A 16,123-nucleotide genomic window follows, 5' to 3' on the forward strand; every position below is an offset into this window, starting at 1 on the left:
GGGCCGATTTTCCCACCGGCGGGCACGGCTTGCAGCGCACCCCGCAGCGCAACGTCCCCGGCCCACGCCGATGGCGTGGGCCGGGGCTGGATTCACGCTTCGCGGCGATGCAGCCAGCGGTACAGCACCGGCAGCAGCAACAGGGTCAGCAGGGTCGAGGACACGATGCCGCCGATCACCACCGTGGCCAGCGGCCGCTGCACCTCCGAGCCGGCGCCGACGTTGAAGGCCATCGGCACGAAGCCCAGCGACGCCACCAGCGCGGTCATCAACACCGGCCGCAGGCGGCCGAGCGCGCCTTCGCGCACTGCTTCCAGCAGCGGCCGCCCCTGTGCGCGCAGGCTGCGCACGAAGCTGATCATCACCAGCCCGTTGAGCACCGCCACCCCGGACAGCGCGATGAAGCCCACGCCCGCCGAGATCGACAGCGGGATGCCGCGCAGGGCCAGCGCCAGCACGCCACCGGTAAGCGCCAGCGGCACGCCGCTGAACACGATGGCCGCGTCCCTGCCCGAGCCGAACGCCCAGAACAGCATCGCGAAGATCAGCACCAGCGTCGCCGGCACCACCACCGCCAGCCGCTGGCTGGCCGAGATCAGCTGCTCGAAGCTGCCGCCGTAGTCGACCCAGTAGCCGGCCGGCAGCTTCACCCCGGCGTCAATGGCCTGCTGCAGCTCGCCGACGAAACTGCCCAGGTCGCGGTCGCGGACGTTGGCGGTGACCACGATGCGGCGCTTGCCGTTGTCGCGGTTGATCTGGTTCGGGCCTTCGCTGGTGTCGATGCGTGCCAGTTCGCGCAGCGGCACCGTACGCGGGTTGCCGGTGAGTACGCCGGCGGCGCCGCCGCGGCTCAGTTCATCGGCGTTGCCGCTGGCCAGCGCGGTTTCCAGTGACACCGGCAGGTCCGCCAGGGCCGCAGGATCCTGGCGCAGCTCCTCCGGCAGGCGCACCACGATGTCGAACCGGCGGTCGCCCTCGAACAGCTGCCCCGCCACCTGCCCGCCGACCGCGGTGGCCACGGTGGACTGCACCTGGCCCGGGTTGAGGCCATAGCCGGCCAGTTTCTGCCGGTCCGGGGTGACGGTGAGCAGCGGCAGCCCGCTGGTCTGCTCCAGCCGCACGTCGGCCGCGCCGGGCACGCCGGCGACCACCTTTTCGATGCGCCGGCCCACCTCCGCCAGCGTGTCCAGGTCGTCGCCGTAGAGCATCACCGCCACGTCGGCGCGCACGCCGGAAATCAGCTCGTTCATGCGCATCTGGATGGGCTGGGTGAACTCGTAGTTGTTGCCCGGCAGCTCCTCCACCGCCGCCTCCAGCTCGGCCAGCAGGCCTGCGCGCGGCTTGCGCGGGTCCGGCCACTGGCTGCGTGGCTTCATCATGATGAAGGTGTCGGCGACCGACGGCGGCATCGGATCGGAGGCCACCTCCGGCGTGCCGATCTTGGAGAACACCTTGGCCACTTCCGGGAACTGCAGCAGCCGCAGCTCGATCTGGCGCTGCATCTGCAGTGACTGGGTCAGGCTGGTGCCCGGGATGCGCATGGCGTGCATCGCCACGTCGCCTTCGTCCAGGTTGGGCACGAACTCGCTGCCGAGCTTTGTTGCCAGCAGGCCGCAGCCGACCACCAGCAGTAGCGCGCCGGCCACCATCCAGCGCCCGCGGCGCAGGGCCAGGTCCAGCAGCGGCTGGTAGCGCCGGCGCAGCCACGCCATCAGCCGGTTCTCCTTCTCCTGCACGCGGCCACCGAGGAACAGCGCGATCGCCGCCGGCACGAAGGTCAGGCACAGCAGCATCGCCCCGCTCAGCGCCAGCACCACGGTGATCGCCATCGGGTGGAACATTTTTCCTTCCACCCCGGTGAGGGCGAAGATCGGCAGGTACACCGCGGTGATGATGCCCAGCCCGAACAGGCTGGGGCGGATCACCTCGGCGGTGGCGGCGGCGGTCTCGGCGAAGCGCTCGGCGCGGGTCATCGCCCGGCCCAGTGCATGGGTGCGCTCACCGAAGCGGCGCAGGCAGTTCTCGATGATGATCACCGCGCCGTCCACGATCAGGCCGAAGTCCAGCGCACCCAGGCTCATCAGGTTGGCCGACACGCCGCCGCGGGCCATGCCGGTGAGGGTGAACAGCATCGCCAGCGGGATCACCGCGGCGGTGATCAGCGCCGCGCGGAAATTGCCCAGCAGCAGGAACAGCACCACGATCACCAGCAACGCGCCTTCCAGCAGGTTCTTCGCCACGGTCTGGATGGTGCGGTCCACCAGCGCGGTGCGGTCGTAGCTGGCGGTGACGGTGACGCCCTCGGGCAGGCTGCGCTGCGCCTGCTGCAGCCGGGCCGCGGCGGCCTGCGCCACCTCGCGGCTGTTGGCGCCGATCAGCATCACCACCGTGCCCATCACCACTTCGTGGCCGTTCTGGGTGGCCGCGCCGCTGCGCAGCTCCGGGCCGTCGGCGACCGTGGCCACGTCGTGCACGTGGATCGGCACGCCTTCGCGGCGGTCGAGCACGATGTTGCCGATCTGCTCCAGGTCGGCGACCTGGCCGGGCACGCGCACCAGGAACTGCTGGCCGTTGCGCTCGATGTAGCCGGCGCCCACGTTCTGGTTGTTGGCCTCGACCGCGGCGGCGACGTCTTCCAGGGTGAAGCCCAGCGCGCGCAGTTTCGCCGGGTCCGGGGTGATGTGCACCTGGCGCTGGAACCCCCGATGGTGTTGACCTCGGTGACCCCGGGCACGTTGCGCAGCTGCGGCCGGATCACCCAGTCCTGCAGGGTGCGCAGGTCGGTGGCGGTGTAGGGGCTGCCATCGGCCTTGCGCGCGTCGGGGTCGGCATCGATGGTGTACATGAAGATCTCGCCCAGGCCGGTGGCGATCGGCCCGAGCTGCGGGTCCAGCCCGTCGGGGATCTGCGAGCGCGCCTGCTGCAGGCGTTCGGCCACCTGCTGGCGGGCGAAGTAGATGTCGGTGCCATCCTCGAACACCACCGTCACCTGCGACAGCCCGTAACGCGACAGCGAGCGCACGCTCTCCATCTTCGGCAGCCCGGCCAGCACCGTCTCCACCGGGAAGGTGATGCGCTGTTCGGTTTCCAGTGGCGAGTAGCCCGGTGCGGAGGTGTTGATCTGCACCTGCACGTTGGTGATGTCCGGGGTGGCGTCGATCGGCAGCCGGCTGAAGCTCCAGGCACCGAGCAGCACCAGCACGCCGGTGAGCAGCAGCATCAGCCAGCGATGGGCGATGGCCGCACCGATGATGCGTTCGAGCAGGCCGCGGCGCGGCGCGAAGTCAGTGCTCATGGCCCGCCCCCGCCTTGCCGATGTCGGCCTTCACCGTGTAGCTCTGTTCGACCACCACCTCTTCGCCGGCGCGCAGCCCGGCGCTGACCGCCACCTGGCGCGCGTCGCGCGCGCCGAGGGTGACCGGCCGCGCCTGGTAGGTGTCGCCGTTGCGCACGAACACCACGTCGCGGCCGTCCATGCTCTGCAGCGCGGTCAGCGGCACCACGATGTCGGCCGGGGTGCTGGCCACGACGATGCGCGCGCGCACCGCCGCGCCCGGCCGCCACAGGCCGTCGGCGTTGTCCACGGTGGCGCGGGCCACCGTGCTCTGGCTGGCGGTGGCGGTGCCCGGCAACACGCGCTCGAGCGTGGTGGACTGGCTGACGCCATCGGTCATGCGGGTGACGGTGACCGGCACCCCGGCGGTGATGTGCTGGGTATCGGCGCCGAAGATGTGCAGGTCCACCCACAGCTGCGAGAGGTCGCCGATCTCGAACAGCAGCTGGCCTTCGGCGGCGACCCCGCCGACCTGCGCCTGGCGCGACAGCACCACGCCGGAGATCGGTGCGCTGACGCCATAGGTGGTCAGGCTCAGGTTGCTGTCGATGCTGGCCAGCGCCTGGCCGGCGCGCACGCGGTCGCCGACGTTGGCGCGCAGCGCGCGGATCGGGCCGGGAAAGCGCGCGGTGACCTGGGCCATGCGCCCGTCGATCGGCGCCAGCAGGCCCTGCACGTCGTGTTCGTCGGCGATGGTGCCCGGGCCGACGGCGGTGCTGACGATGCCCGCGGCTTTGGCGCGCGCGGCGGGGATGGTGGTCTGTTCGGGCGCAGTGTCCTCGTCGGCGTGGTTCCCGCCCTCGTCGCCGGCATGGCCGTGGTCGTCCGCGGCGGCATTTTTGGCGGTGGCGGCGGGGTCGCCGCCGCAGGCGGTGAGCGCGGCCAGCAGCAGGCCCAGCGCGGCCAGGCGGAACATCGGGAAAGCAGTCAGCGAAGCCTTCATGGCGTGTTTCCTTCGGAAGCGGTGGCGACCAGGGGCTGCCCGGTCAGGCGCTGGATTTCGATCAGGGCGGTCTGCGCGGCGAGCGCGGCATCGAGCTGGCGTTGCCGCGCCTCGATGCGCATGGCCTGCAGCTGCGCCCATTCCAGGTAGCTGATGGCGCCGGCGCGCCAGGCGCTCTCGGCGGCCTTCTCGGCGCGCTGCAGCTGCGGCAGCACGTCGCTGTCCAGGCGCGCCACTTCCAACCGCGCGGTGGCGTAACGGCCATGGGCCTCGGCCAGCGTCGAGTACAGCTGCAGCGCACGCGATTCGCGCTGCACCGCGCTCATCGCCAGTTCGGCCTCGGCGGCACGGATCTCCGGCCCTGCGCGGCGGGCATTGCCCAGCGGCAGGCTGAAGCCGCCGACCAGGGCGGTATCGCCACTGTCGCGGTTGTTGCGCATGCCCAGTTGCCAGGACAGGTTGCCGCGCAGCTCACTACGCGCCAGTTGCAGCTGGGCCTCGCGCACCCGCGCCTCGCCGGCGATGAGCGCCAGCTCCGGGGTATCGGACAGCAGCGCCGCCAGTTGCTGGAAGTCCTCCAGCGCCGGCAGCTGCAGCGGCTCGCCACTGACCTCGGTGAAGTCGGCTTCGCGCGCGTTCCACAGCGCCGCCAGCGCCAGCCGTGCCGCGCGCTCGGCCTGCATGGCACGGTCGCGGTCCAGTTCGGCCTGGGCCAATGCCGCCTGCGCGGTCATCAGCGTGGAGGCGGGCGAGGCGCCGGCCTGCAGCCGCACCCGCGCGGCGGCGACCGCGCGGCGACGCTGCTCGATGTCGTCCAGCGCGATCCGGCGCTGGCCGCGTGCGGCGGTGATGGCCAGGTAGCGGCGCGCCACCTCGGCCATCAGGTCCAGGCGGGTGACCTCGCGCTGCGGCGCGAGGGTGTCGATGTTGGCCTGCGCCAAGGCGCGGCGGGCGTCGAGCTTGCCGCCGCGTTCGAGCACGCCGGCCAGCGAGACGGTGACCTCGCTGGCGTCAAAGCCGCGGCTGGCGCCGGTGCCCAGGGCGTTCTCGATATCGACCCCGAACGCCAGCGGTGGCTTGAAGCCGGCGCCCTCGTAGCGGGCCTCGGCGGCGGCACGCTGCAGGACGGGCAGGCGCAGGTCGGGATGGGTGCGGGCGACGCGGCTGATCGCCGCGTCCAGGGTCAAGGGTTCAGGCGGCGACGGCACCTGCGCGATGGCGCACGGTGCGATCGCCAGGGCCGCAAGCGCGGCCAGGCGTTTCCACATGGGGAATCTCCGGTTTTCGGGAAGGGATCGGGACGTCCGCGCGGCGGACGTGGATCAGGCCGGAATCGGAGGGCGCAGCAGGCTTTCGGTGGGCGCCGGACGCCAGTGGGTGTCGTGCGCGGTGGCGCCCGTCGCCGCCGGCGGCATGGGCACGTCCCAGGTTACCGACGCGAACGGCAGCACGCCGCCGTGGCCATGGCAGTGGCCGCAATGCACCAGGGCGTGCAGCAGGCGGGCACTGTCGTCGGCGTCGTCATGGCCGGTATCGACTTCCAGCACCGGATCGTGCGTGGCCGACGGATGATCGGCGTGGCTCAGGGCGTGCAGTTCGCCCAGTGCGGACGCCAGCGCGCCGCCGGCGGTGCCGAGCGCGATCACCGCCAGCACCAGCAGGCGGAGCAGCAGCGACGGCGGACGGCGGCGCAGGAACGCGATCATGCGCGGCAGGGTAGCGGCGGCCTGCCGCGTTACACAATCGCACGGTGCCTTTGCATTCAGGCACGCGGCCTGCCGACCGCGCCCACAGCCGTGCGGGGCGCACAGCCACTGGGCGGTGCCATTGCGGTTGCCGGCAGCGCGGCCACCGCGCCCGCGGCGGGCATGCGCCTACGACCCTCCGCGGAAACGGCGCGACCCCAGGGAGCGGACGCGTGCGCCAACGGCGCTGCGGCTCCAGCGGACGAACCCTGCGCCCGGCTGCCGGCCATCTTCGCGGGGAACGCGCGCGTGGCCGTGGCGCACGATCACGCGGCGGTGCGCTGGCACCACGGCCATCGGCCCGTTGCAGCAACCCGCGCCGTCGCGCGAGCGCCACGCGCGCCGCCGATCCGCGCACGTTCCTCGCGGCGATCCACGCGTTCATGCGCATTGTCAGGCGTGTAGTAGCGCAGGCGGCTGGCGTCGGTCGCCGTGGACGAGGGCGTGCGACGCGCTGCGGGCGTGCGCTCCGGCCGCGCGGACGCCGTGCGTGGCCGCCGGCCACTGGCACTGGCAGCGGCCGGCGCACGGCCCGGGATGGTGCCGCCAGCGGCGGGCCGCATGCCCGGGCACAACCCGGCACGACGCGCCGCGGGCCGGCGGACGCACCGAGCGTCGGGCGGTCAGGCCTTCTTGCGCTCCTCGATGTAGGCCTTGATCTGCCGCTCCAGCACCGGCAGCGGCACCGAGCCCTGCCTGAGGATGGCGTCGTGGAACGACTTGACGTCGAACTTGTCGCCCAGCTCCTTCTCGGCCTGCGCGCGCAGCTTGACGATGGTGATTTCGCCCAGCTTGTAGCTCAGCGCCTGCGCCGGCCAGGAGATGTAGCGGTCGACCTCGGTGGTCACCTCGTGCTCGCTCAGCGCGGTGTGGTCGCGCAGGTAGGCGATGGCACGCTCGCGGCTCCAGCCGTAGTGGTGCACGCCGGTGTCGATGACCAGGCGGCAGGCGCGCCACATCTCGTAGGTCAGGCGCCCGAAATCCTCGTACGGGGTTTCGTAGATGCCCATCTCGATGCCGAGCTTCTCGCTGTACAGGCCCCAGCCCTCGCCGTAGGCGGAGATGTAGGCGCCGCGGCGGAAATCCGGCTGCTCGCCCTGCTCGGCGGCCAGTGCGCCCTGCAGCGCGTGGCCCGGGTCGGACTCATGCAGGGTCAGCGCCGGCAGGTTGTACAGCGGGCGCGCCGGCAGGTTGTAGGTGTTGACCCAGTAGGTGCCCATGCCGCCGCGGCCGGCGGTCCAGAACGGGGCGATGTCCGGCGGCACCGGCACGATGGTGAAGCGCGCCCGCGGCAGGGTCATGAACTTGCCGATCACGCCGTCCACGCGCTTGGAGATCCAGGCCGCGCGCCACAGCAGCTCTTCCGGCGTCTTGGCATAGAACTGCGGGTCGGTGCGCAGGAACTCGAGGAAATCGGCGAAGCGGGTCTGCTCGCTCTTTCCCTTGAATCCCACCTTGTCGATGATGGCGTTCATCTCCTGCTGGATGCGGTTGACCTCGCTCAGGCCCAGCGCGTGGATCTGCTGCGGGCTCATGTCCAGGGTGGTGTATTCGCGGATCTGCTGGCGGTAGAACGCCTTGCCGCCGGGCATCTTCTCCGCGGCCAGGGTGGTGCGCGCCTGCGGCACGTATTCCTCGCGGAAGAACGCCAGCAGCTTGCCGAACGCCGGGACCACGCTGCCGGCGATCGCCTGCTGCGCTTCCTCGCGCAGTTTCTGCTGCTCATCGGCCGGGATGCCGGCCGGCAGCCTGCGGAACGGCGCGTACAGCGGCGATTCGGTGGGGTCCTTGAGCGCGGCCACGGTCGAGATCGACACATCGCGGCCGTCGAGCACCGCGCGTGGCACGCTGAAACCACGCTCCAGGCCGGCGCGCATGTTGGCGGTCTGCTGGTCGAAATAGCGCGGCACGTCGTTCAGCCGCGCGATGTAGTTGCGGTAGTCCTGCGCGGTCTTCATCTCGCGCCGGGCCATGAATCCCAGGTTCGACCAGAACGAGGAATCGGAGTTGAACGGCATCTCGTAGGTGCGCAGGCGCACCGCGTCGGCCAGGTTCTCGACCTGGTACCTGTAGATGGCGTAGTTGACCTGGTTCTCGGCCGAGAGCGTGGCCGGGTCGATCGCCTTGAGCTGCTGCAGCACGTCGTCCCATACCTTCAGGCGCGCGGCCTGCGCCTCGGCGCCGACGTCCGGCAGGCGGGTGGCGTTGGCCGGGCCGTCCGCGTCCTCGCTGGCCTCGCCGCCACCGGCCTGGCGCCAGGCCCATTCCTTGGTGTAGATCGCCTTGAACTGCGCATCGGCATCCTGCACGGCCAGCGCCGCGGGGGCGGACGTCCTGGCGGGGGCGGCGTGGACGATGGCGCCCGGCAGGGCAAGGGCGAGCAGCAGGGCGGCGGACAGGGTGGTTTTCACGAACGGCGGGCTCTTCGGGAAACAGAGCCCGATCATGTCACCGGCGGCGCGGCCGTGCATGGTTCGAAAGTCCTGCCCGCACGCGCCGTGCCGGGACGTGGGCCGGATCGGCGCGGCCGCGCGGCGCCGGCTGCCGCCGGTGGCTCAGTGCCCGGCCCTGTCCCGCTTCCAGCCGCGGTGGCGGATGTCCAAGTACAGGCTGTAGAGCGCGGTGAACGTGGGGAACAGGTTGCCGAGGATGCCCACCGCGTCGTTCTTGCCGAAGATGAAGTAGCTCAGCGTCATCAGGCTGCCGAGGATGCTCATGTACCAGAACAGGCGCGGGATCACCGGCTTGCCCTCGCGCTTGCTGGCGATGAACTGCACCAGCCAGCGGCCGCCGAACATCAGCGTGCCGGTCAGGCCGATCAGCTTCCACGGCGACATGTGCACGCCGGTCCACTCCAGCCACGGCAGCGGCTGGCTCATGAAATCCATGCTCAGACCTCCTCGACCGCGGTGCGCCTGCTGCGCACGATCAGCCAGGCCACGCCGCGCAGGTCGCGGATGCCGACCAGGGCACGGCCGAGGTTGTTGTACTTGGACACCCCGGCGGTGCGGTGGCGGTGGTTGACCGGCACGCTCACGGTCTGCCAGCCGGCACGCTGCATCAGCGCCGGCAGGTAGCGGTGCATGTGGTCGAAGTACGGCAGGTCGAGGAACGCCGCGCGCTCGAACAGCTTGATGCCGCAGCCGGTATCGGGCGTGTCGTCGCGCAGCATGCGCGCGCGGATGCGGTTGGCCCAGCGGCTGGCCCAGCGCTTGGAGCCGGAGTCCTGGCGGTTGACCCGCCAGCCGGCGAACAGCTTCACCGCGGGCGCGGCGGCGTCGCGCGCGGCCAGCAGTTTCGGGATGTCGGCCGGGTCGTTCTGGCCGTCGCCGTCGAGGGTGGCGATCCACGGCCCGCGCGCGGCCTTGACCCCGGTGCGCACGGCGGTGCTCTGCCCGCTCTGGCTGACGTGGTGCAGCACCCGCAGCTCCGGGGTGGCGGCCTTGAGCGCGCGCAGTACCTGCAGGGTGTCGTCCTTGGAGTCGTCATCGACGTAGACGATCTCGAAATCGACCCGGCCGCGCAGCGCGGCGGTGATCTCGGCGACCAGCGGGGCGACGTTGTCGCGTTCGTTGAAGACGGGGACGACCACCGAAAGTGCGGGTTGGCTCATCGCGGGATCCGTTCGTGCAGTAAAGAGGAAAGACCGCGCATTTTCGGGTACGCGGCTGGCTGGAAGAGGGGTCAGGCGGCGGCGCCGAAGTAGTCGCGGCACCAGGCCACCACCGGCGGCAGTCCGGCCTCGATCGGGGTGGCCGGGTCGAAGCCGAAGGCGGCGCGGGCGCGCGCGGTGTCGGCCATGGTCTCGACCATGTCGCCCGGCTGCATCGGCTTGTAGACCTTCAGCGCCGGGCGCCCGGCGGCGCTGGCGATCACCTCGATGAAGCGTTCCAGCTCCACCGGGGTGTGGTTGCCGAGGTTGAATACCCGGTGCGGCACGCCGTCCTCCGAAGGGTGGTCGAGTGCGCCGAGGATACCGGCGACGATGTCGGAAACATGCGTGAAGTCGCGGCGCATGCGGCCTTCGTTGAACACCTCGATCGGCCGCCCGGCCAGCACCGCGCGCGAGAACAACAGCGGCGCCATGTCCGGCCGGCCCCACGGGCCGTACACGGTGAAGAAGCGCAGCCCGGTGGCGCGCAGGCCGTACAGCTGCGCGTAGGTGTATGCCATCAGCTCGTTGGCGGCCTTGGTCGCCGCGTACAGCGAGCGCGGCCGGTCCACGCGCTGGTCCTCGGAGAACGGCGGCGTGGCCGAATCGCCGTACACCGAGCTGCTGGATGCATAGACCAGGTGCTGCACGCCGCGGTGGCGGCACAGCTCGAGCATGTTGACGAAGCCGGCCAGGTTGCTGTCGACGTAGGCATGCGGGTTCTGCAGCGAGTAGCGCACGCCGGCCTGCGCGGCCAGGTGGATGACCCGCGACGGGCGGATCTCGTCGAACAGCGCGGCCAGGCCGTCGCGGTCGGTCAGGTCCAGCGCGCGGATGTCGACCTGCGGGCACAGCGCGGCGACGCGGTCGCGCTTGAGCTGCGGGTCGTAGTAGTCGTTGTAGTTGTCCAGCCCGACCACGCGCGCGCCGCGCGCGGCCAGGGCCTGGCAGGTGTAGGCGCCGATGAAGCCGGCGGCGCCGGTGACGAGAACGGTCATCTGTCTGGTCCGGAAATAAACGGGGTCAAGCGCCGCTCCACGGGGAAGCGGCATCGGCACCGGCACCGCCACCGGCCGGCAGCGGTTGCGCGGCGTGCGGCGCCTGGGCCGCCGCTGCACACCCGGCCCCGCGGGGCGGCGGTGGGTGGATGCCGGCCATTATCGCCGCCGCGCCTGCCGGCGTGGACCGGGACGCCCGCTCACAGCGTCAGCGGGTCCCGCGCCAGGGCGGCCTTGCGCTCGCGGCTGAAGGCCCACCACGGCTGCGGATCGCCGCCCTCCATGAAGCGCACGACCGACAGGAACACGTCGATCACGCAGGGGTCGTGCACCACGCCGGTTTTCAGGCACAGCTGCGCGTACATGTCATAGGGATCACGCCCGCGCAGGTGCGCGGGAACCCGGATTCCGATCAGACGAAGATCCTTTTCACAGGCCGGCCCGACATTCGGCAGGTCGGTCAGACGCAACAGGTGATTGCGGTCGACCTTGGTGGGGTTCATTGCCTTGCATGCACCTCGGGGGTGGGAGGGAACGTCAGCCGTGCTGACGGGTACGCAGCCTCTCCAGCACGCCGTCGAGCGTGTCCAGGTCGGTGTAGTGGATGACCAGCTTGCCCTTGCCGCCACGGCCGTGGTTGATGGCGACCCTGGTGCCCAGCGATTCGGACAGCTCGGTCTCCAGCGAGGCGATGTCGGCCTGCGGCGCGCTCGGCACCGGCCTGGCCTTGCGCGCCCCGGGCACCTTGCCGGCGGCGAACTGCTGGGCGCGGTGCTCGACTTCGCGCACCGACCAGCCTTCGTCGGCGGCGTCCTGCGCCAGCTTGGTCGCCAGCTCCGGCGCCAGCGTCAGCAGCGCGCGGGCGTGGCCCATTTCCAGGCGGCGGCTTTCCAGCAGCACGCGCACGCCGGCGGGCAGGTCGATCAGGCGCAGCAGGTTGGACACCGAGGCGCGCGAGCGGCCCACCGCCTGCGCGGCTTCGGCGTGGGTCAGCGAGAACTCGGAGATCAGCCGCTGCAGCGCCTCGGCCTCTTCCAGCGGGTTGAGGTCCTCGCGCTGGATGTTCTCGATCAGCGCCATGGCGATGACGGTGCGGTCTTCCAGTTCGCGCACCACCACCGGCACTTCGTCCAGCCCGGCCAGGCGCGAGGCGCGCCAGCGGCGTTCGCCGGCGACGATCTCGTACCTGCCGCCCTCGACCTGGCGCACCAGGATCGGCTGGATCACGCCCTGGGCCTTGATCGACTCGGACAGCTCGGACAGCTTGGCCTCGTCCATCTCGCGGCGCGGCTGGTACTTGCCCGGCTGCAGCAGGTCGATCTGCAGCTTGCGCAGCACCTCGCCCGGCTGCGGCTCGGCCACCGCCGCCACCGACACCGGGGTCACCGCGCCCTTGGGGCCCAGCAGCGCATCGAGGCCACGGCCCAGTCCACGTTTCTTCGCAGCGCTCATCAGACAGCCTCCATGGCCCTGACGGCCCTGTTGCGTTCATCGGTGCGGCGGATCAGTTCGCCCGCCAGGCCGAGGTAGGCCACGCCGCCGCGCGAGGTGCGGTCGTAGCCGACGATGCTCTGGCCGTGGCTCGGCGCCTCGGCCAGGCGCACGTTGCGCGGCACGATGGTGCGGAACACGCGGTCGCCGAAATGCTCGGTCAACTCGGCCGAGACCGCGTTGGCCAGGTTGTTGCGCACGTCGAACATGGTGCGCAGCACGCCTTCGATTTCCAGCGCCGGGTTCAGGTTGGCGCGCAGCGCCTCGATGGTCTCCACCAGCGCGCTCAGGCCTTCCAGCGCGTAGTACTCGCACTGCATCGGCACCAGCACCGAGTCGGCGGCGGCCAGCGCGTTGAGGGTCAGCAGCGACAGTGCCGGCGGGCAGTCGATCAGGATGAAGTCGTACTCGCCGCGGATCGGCGCCAGCGCGCGCTTGAGCCGCTGTTCGCGGCCTTCCTGCTCCATCAGCTGGATCTCGGCCGCGGTCAGGTCGATGTTGCCCGGCAGCAGGTCGTAGCCCTCCGGCGCCTTCACCCGGATGTCGGCCGCGGCGCTCTCGCCCAGCAGCAGGTCGCAGGTCGATGCCGCGACCTCGCGCTTGTCCACGCCGCTGCCCATGGTCGCGTTGCCCTGCGAATCCAGGTCGACCAGCAGCACGCGCCGGGGCGCTGCGGCAAGGGCGGCGGCCAGGTTCACGGCGGTGGTGGTCTTGCCGACGCCGCCTTTCTGGTTGGCGATGGCGATGATGCGAGCCATGCGGATGGGCCTCATGGGCTGGAAGGTTGGGACTGGCCATTATGCGGGCTGGGGGCCGGATCGGGGAAATCCGGGCCCGCGAACAGACGATGGCGCCCCGGGAACCCTGCGGCCGGGCCCGCCAGGCAGGGCGATGGGCCGCAGCGGATTCCAGCATTGCCAGACGACCAACGGCGTCTTTGTCCTTGTGGAGACCGCAATGTCCTGCCGCACGTGGGTGGCGCGGGAATCACCCCTGGCACCTCGGCAAGGCCCGCCCGTGCTCACGAGCCGGACCAATGGTGCCACCCCGATGCGGACGCGGTATGGTCCTGCCCACCAGGCCTGCAGGGGAATCCAGCAGTGCCTGCGGCCCGCCGGACGCCAGGTGAATCCCATCGCTTCAACGGTATGATCCGGTGAGCCGGCGCGGGCAACGGCCTGAAGCGGTCACGCAGGGGAAACCCGGGCAATGAATTGCTTGAGCGCCAAGGCGTGCCCAACCCGGACGCGGCGGGCCACACGCCCTGGCAGGCGTGGGCAACCTGCCGTGGCCGATGCGGGAATGATGTGCCCTACGCGGGCGAGTGCCTGGCCGGGAATCCGGCCAGGTCAAGGTCATGGAGGTGGCGAATGATCCCCCGGGCAGTGGCGGTCTGTTTGTTCTTCTGGCTTTGTGGCCAGCCAATCCTGGCCGGCGCGTACCCCTGCCGGGAAATCGTCGAAACGGACGTCACCTATCAAGCCTCGCCAATCCTGACGATCGTCGGCAAAAGGGCCCGGGCGGACGGCGCTCCCTGGGCAGCCATCCTGGAAGGCAATGTGGACCAGGTACGCGACAATTACGAGGCCATTTCAAAGATCGCCGTCGCTTACGACGATGCCGAACTGGTGGAGCGCATCTCTGACGGCGTTCTGTTCGATGTTTCCACAGAGCAGAAGTTTGCCGTCCTGGCCGCTGCGGCCCTGTGCAACAGCCCAAGGTCGGCGCAGGCCATTCTGAAACTTGGCGTACCCGCGGGTTATCGCACCCCGGGCCACGCCGATGCCATGGCCACCGCCATTCTTGAAGGCAACGCTGATGTCATCGGCGTACTCCTGGCCAACGGCTATGCCGATTGCACGCAGGCCATCGGATATCGCTCGAAATCAGCCGAACTTGCCAAGGTCAGGGGCATGAACGGATTGCATGAGGAGCTCTCGGCCTGCCATTAGCTGACCGGCCCCCGGGAACCGTCGGCGCGCGGACGGAGTCTCTTGCTGGCTATCCGCTCGTGGACGGCGGGTTCTCCGCCACATTGAGCTGCGGGCAACCCGGGCGCCGGCTCTCAGCGGGAACGATGGCTGCCGATCCAGCCACCGCCACCGCCGCCCCCGGCTCGGCCCGGGACGGACGGAAGGAAGCGCGGATACCAGAGCGCGTCGAGGGTGGCCTACTTGCCGTCCTGCCCGGTGCTCCCGCGGCTGCACACCACCAGGTGGCGCTCGCCGACCAGCCCCGGCACCGGCAGCGGGCGCACCTCGAGCACGTGCCAGTCGGCCGGCAGCGCGGCGATTTCCTCGTGCGGGTATACGCCCTTCATCGCCAGCAGGTGGCCGCCGGGGCGCAGCAGGTGGCCGCCGACCGCGACGATGCCGGCCAGGGTGTCCATGGCGCGCGCGGTGAGGTTGTCGTAGGCGGCCGGCTCGTCCAGCGCTTCGGCGCGGGATTCGGCGACGCGGGCGTTGCCCAGGCCGAGCTGGCGCACCGCTTCGCGCAGGAAGCGCGCCTTCTTGCCGTTGCTCTCCACCAGCGTCACCTGCAGCTGCGGGCGGGCGATGGCCAGCGGGATGCCGGGCAGCCCGGGGCCGGTGCCGAGGTCGGCCAGGGTGCCGGATTCGACGTGCGGCACCATCGCCAGCGAATCGAGCAGGTGGCGGGTGACCATCTCGTGCGGGTCGCGGATGGCGGTGAGGTTGTAGGTGCGGTTCCAGCGCACCAGCAGCGCCAGGTAGGCCAGCAGCGGCGGTGCCAGCGCGGCGTCCAGGCCCATGGCCTGCAGGCCGCGCTGCAGTTCGTCGGCCACGCCGGGCGGGAGGGAAGTGTCGTTCATGGCCGGATTATCGCAAAGGGCAGGAGTGAGTGAAGAGGAGTGAGGAGTGAGAAGAAGCGGGAGCGCTTGGCTTTTACTCACTTCTCACTCCTCTTCGCTCACTCCTCAAAACGGGTACCACGCCAGCGCGGCGCGGAAGTCCGGCGTGGCCTGCCATTCGTGCAGGTGCCAGCGCGCGGCTTCGCCAAGCCCGGGGTCGCACCAGGCCAGGCGCAGCGCACCGTCCGCGCCGGGAGCGAAGCACAACCGGTGCAGGCCGAAGGACAGGCCGTGTCCATGCGCCTTGAGCAGCGCTTCCTTGGCGCACCACACGCGGAAGAACCAGTGTTCGCGGGCGGCATCGTCCAGGCCGTCCAGCCAGGCGATCTCGTCGGGATGGAAGAAGCGCGCGATCACCTGCCGCATCTGCCGGCGCGGGCGCTGCTGTTCCAGGTCCACGCCGAGCCGGGCGTGTTCGCCCAGCGCCACCAGCAGGTGGCCGCCGCTGTGGCTCCAGCCGGTGCCGTAATGGGCCAGTTCGCCGATCAGCCAGGGCCGCCCGCGCTCGTCGCGGGTCAGCGGCAGCGCCTGCGGCGTGGTGCCGAGTTCGGCCGCCAGCAGTTCGCGCGCCTGCGGCTCGCCACGCGCGCCGGGCTGGTGCGGCAGCTGCCATACCCTGACCTGCCCGAAGCGCCAGGCCTGAAGCGTCTGCATCAACGCCACGCCGCGGTCCACAAGCGCTTCACGCCCGATCGTCTTGACTGCACCGGTCGCACCGCTCCGGGTGCACACACGAAAGGAGACATCGGCATGGGCATCATCATCTGGTTGATCGTGGGCGGCGTAGTCGGCTGGCTGGCCAGCCTCATCATGCGCCGCGACGCGCAGCAGGGCATCATCCTGAACATCGTGGTGGGCATCATCGGCGCAATGATCGCCGGCTTCCTGTTCAGCGGCGGCAGCATCAACGGCGCCATCACCCTGCGGTCGTTCCTGTTGTCACTGGTGGGCGCGGTGATCCTGCTGGCCATCGTCAACCTGTTCACGCGCAAGAGCATCCGGTAGAACCAAGGAGTGAGTGAAGAGGAGTGAGGAGTGGGAAAAAGCGGGCGCGCCCCTGCCTTTCTCTCACTTCTCACTCCTTCTTTTCT

The 16,123-nt window shown here is 70.6% G+C and carries 14 protein-coding genes and 1 pseudogene; 2 read left to right on the plus strand and 13 right to left on the minus strand.

What is annotated here, in order from left to right; all coding sequences use genetic code 11:
• Window positions 1-92: 92 nt before the first annotated feature.
• From B1L07_15465 to B1L07_15515, 11 genes and pseudogenes are all read right to left on the minus strand, one after another.
• Window positions 93-3,265: pseudogene (locus tag B1L07_15465) on the minus strand (cation transporter).
• Window positions 3,266-3,284: 19 nt separating this feature from the next.
• Window positions 3,285-4,277, minus strand: coding sequence for an efflux transporter periplasmic adaptor subunit (locus tag B1L07_15470; protein ID AUZ56246.1), 993 nt, complete (start codon window positions 4,275-4,277; stop codon window positions 3,285-3,287).
• Window positions 4,274-5,545, minus strand: coding sequence for a cation transporter (locus B1L07_15475; protein ID AUZ56247.1), 1,272 nt, complete (start codon window positions 5,543-5,545; stop codon window positions 4,274-4,276). Before B1L07_15475 ends, B1L07_15470 begins: the two co-directional genes overlap by 4 nt.
• 54 nt (window positions 5,546-5,599) lie before the next feature.
• Window positions 5,600-5,983 (minus strand): hypothetical protein, encoded by a 384-nt coding sequence (locus B1L07_15480; GenBank protein ID AUZ56248.1) that lies wholly within the window; start codon window positions 5,981-5,983, stop codon window positions 5,600-5,602.
• A 662-nt stretch (window positions 5,984-6,645) separates the two neighbouring features.
• On the minus strand, window positions 6,646-8,433 hold the full coding sequence (locus tag B1L07_15485) for a hypothetical protein (protein AUZ56646.1): 1,788 nt from the start codon (window positions 8,431-8,433) through the stop codon (window positions 6,646-6,648).
• Window positions 8,434-8,577: 144 nt separating this feature from the next.
• The gene (locus tag B1L07_15490; protein ID AUZ56249.1) at window positions 8,578-8,910 is read right to left on the minus strand and encodes a hypothetical protein; all 333 of its coding nucleotides are present in this window, start codon (window positions 8,908-8,910) and stop codon (window positions 8,578-8,580) included.
• A 2-nt stretch (window positions 8,911-8,912) separates the two neighbouring features.
• Window positions 8,913-9,635: a dolichol-phosphate mannosyltransferase gene (locus B1L07_15495; GenBank protein ID AUZ56250.1), complete on the minus strand. Its 723-nt coding sequence runs from the start codon at window positions 9,633-9,635 to the stop codon at window positions 8,913-8,915.
• A gap of 71 nt (window positions 9,636-9,706) precedes the next feature.
• A complete protein-coding gene (locus B1L07_15500) occupies window positions 9,707-10,672 on the minus strand; it encodes a protein CapI (protein ID AUZ56251.1) in 966 nt (321 codons plus the stop codon).
• Between the two features lie 200 nt (window positions 10,673-10,872).
• Window positions 10,873-11,175: a mitomycin resistance protein gene (locus B1L07_15505; protein ID AUZ56252.1), complete on the minus strand. Its 303-nt coding sequence runs from the start codon at window positions 11,173-11,175 to the stop codon at window positions 10,873-10,875.
• A gap of 34 nt (window positions 11,176-11,209) precedes the next feature.
• Entirely contained in the window at window positions 11,210-12,124 is a 915-nt protein-coding gene (locus tag B1L07_15510; GenBank protein AUZ56253.1) for a chromosome partitioning protein ParB, read from the minus strand.
• Window positions 12,124-12,921, minus strand: a complete 798-nt coding sequence (locus tag B1L07_15515; protein AUZ56254.1) for a chromosome partitioning protein — start codon at window positions 12,919-12,921, stop codon at window positions 12,124-12,126. Before B1L07_15515 ends, B1L07_15510 begins: the two co-directional genes overlap by 1 nt.
• Window positions 12,922-13,533: 612 nt before the next feature.
• On the opposite strand from B1L07_15515, the gene B1L07_15520 reads away from it, so the two are divergent.
• Window positions 13,534-14,115, plus strand: a complete 582-nt coding sequence (locus B1L07_15520) for a hypothetical protein (GenBank protein ID AUZ56255.1) — start codon at window positions 13,534-13,536, stop codon at window positions 14,113-14,115.
• A gap of 218 nt (window positions 14,116-14,333) precedes the next feature.
• Here B1L07_15520 and B1L07_15525 read toward each other — a convergent pair whose 3' ends face one another.
• Together B1L07_15525 and B1L07_15530 are read right to left on the minus strand one after the other, a co-directional pair.
• Window positions 14,334-14,993 carry a 16S rRNA (guanine(527)-N(7))-methyltransferase RsmG gene (locus B1L07_15525; protein ID AUZ56256.1) on the minus strand — a complete coding sequence of 220 codons (660 nt, stop codon included), beginning with the start codon at window positions 14,991-14,993 and terminating at the stop codon, window positions 14,334-14,336.
• A gap of 105 nt (window positions 14,994-15,098) precedes the next feature.
• Window positions 15,099-15,695: a 4-phosphopantetheinyl transferase gene (locus B1L07_15530; GenBank protein ID AUZ56647.1), complete on the minus strand. Its 597-nt coding sequence runs from the start codon at window positions 15,693-15,695 to the stop codon at window positions 15,099-15,101.
• An 87-nt stretch (window positions 15,696-15,782) separates the two neighbouring features.
• Here B1L07_15530 and B1L07_15535 point away from each other — a divergent pair, with 87 nt between their 5' ends.
• A complete protein-coding gene (locus B1L07_15535; protein AUZ56257.1) occupies window positions 15,783-16,037 on the plus strand; it encodes a transglycosylase in 255 nt (84 codons plus the stop codon).
• Window positions 16,038-16,123 lie beyond the last annotated feature (86 nt).

This window comes from Stenotrophomonas acidaminiphila (assembly GCA_002951995.1).
GTDB lineage: Bacteria > Pseudomonadota > Gammaproteobacteria > Xanthomonadales > Xanthomonadaceae > Stenotrophomonas > Stenotrophomonas acidaminiphila_A.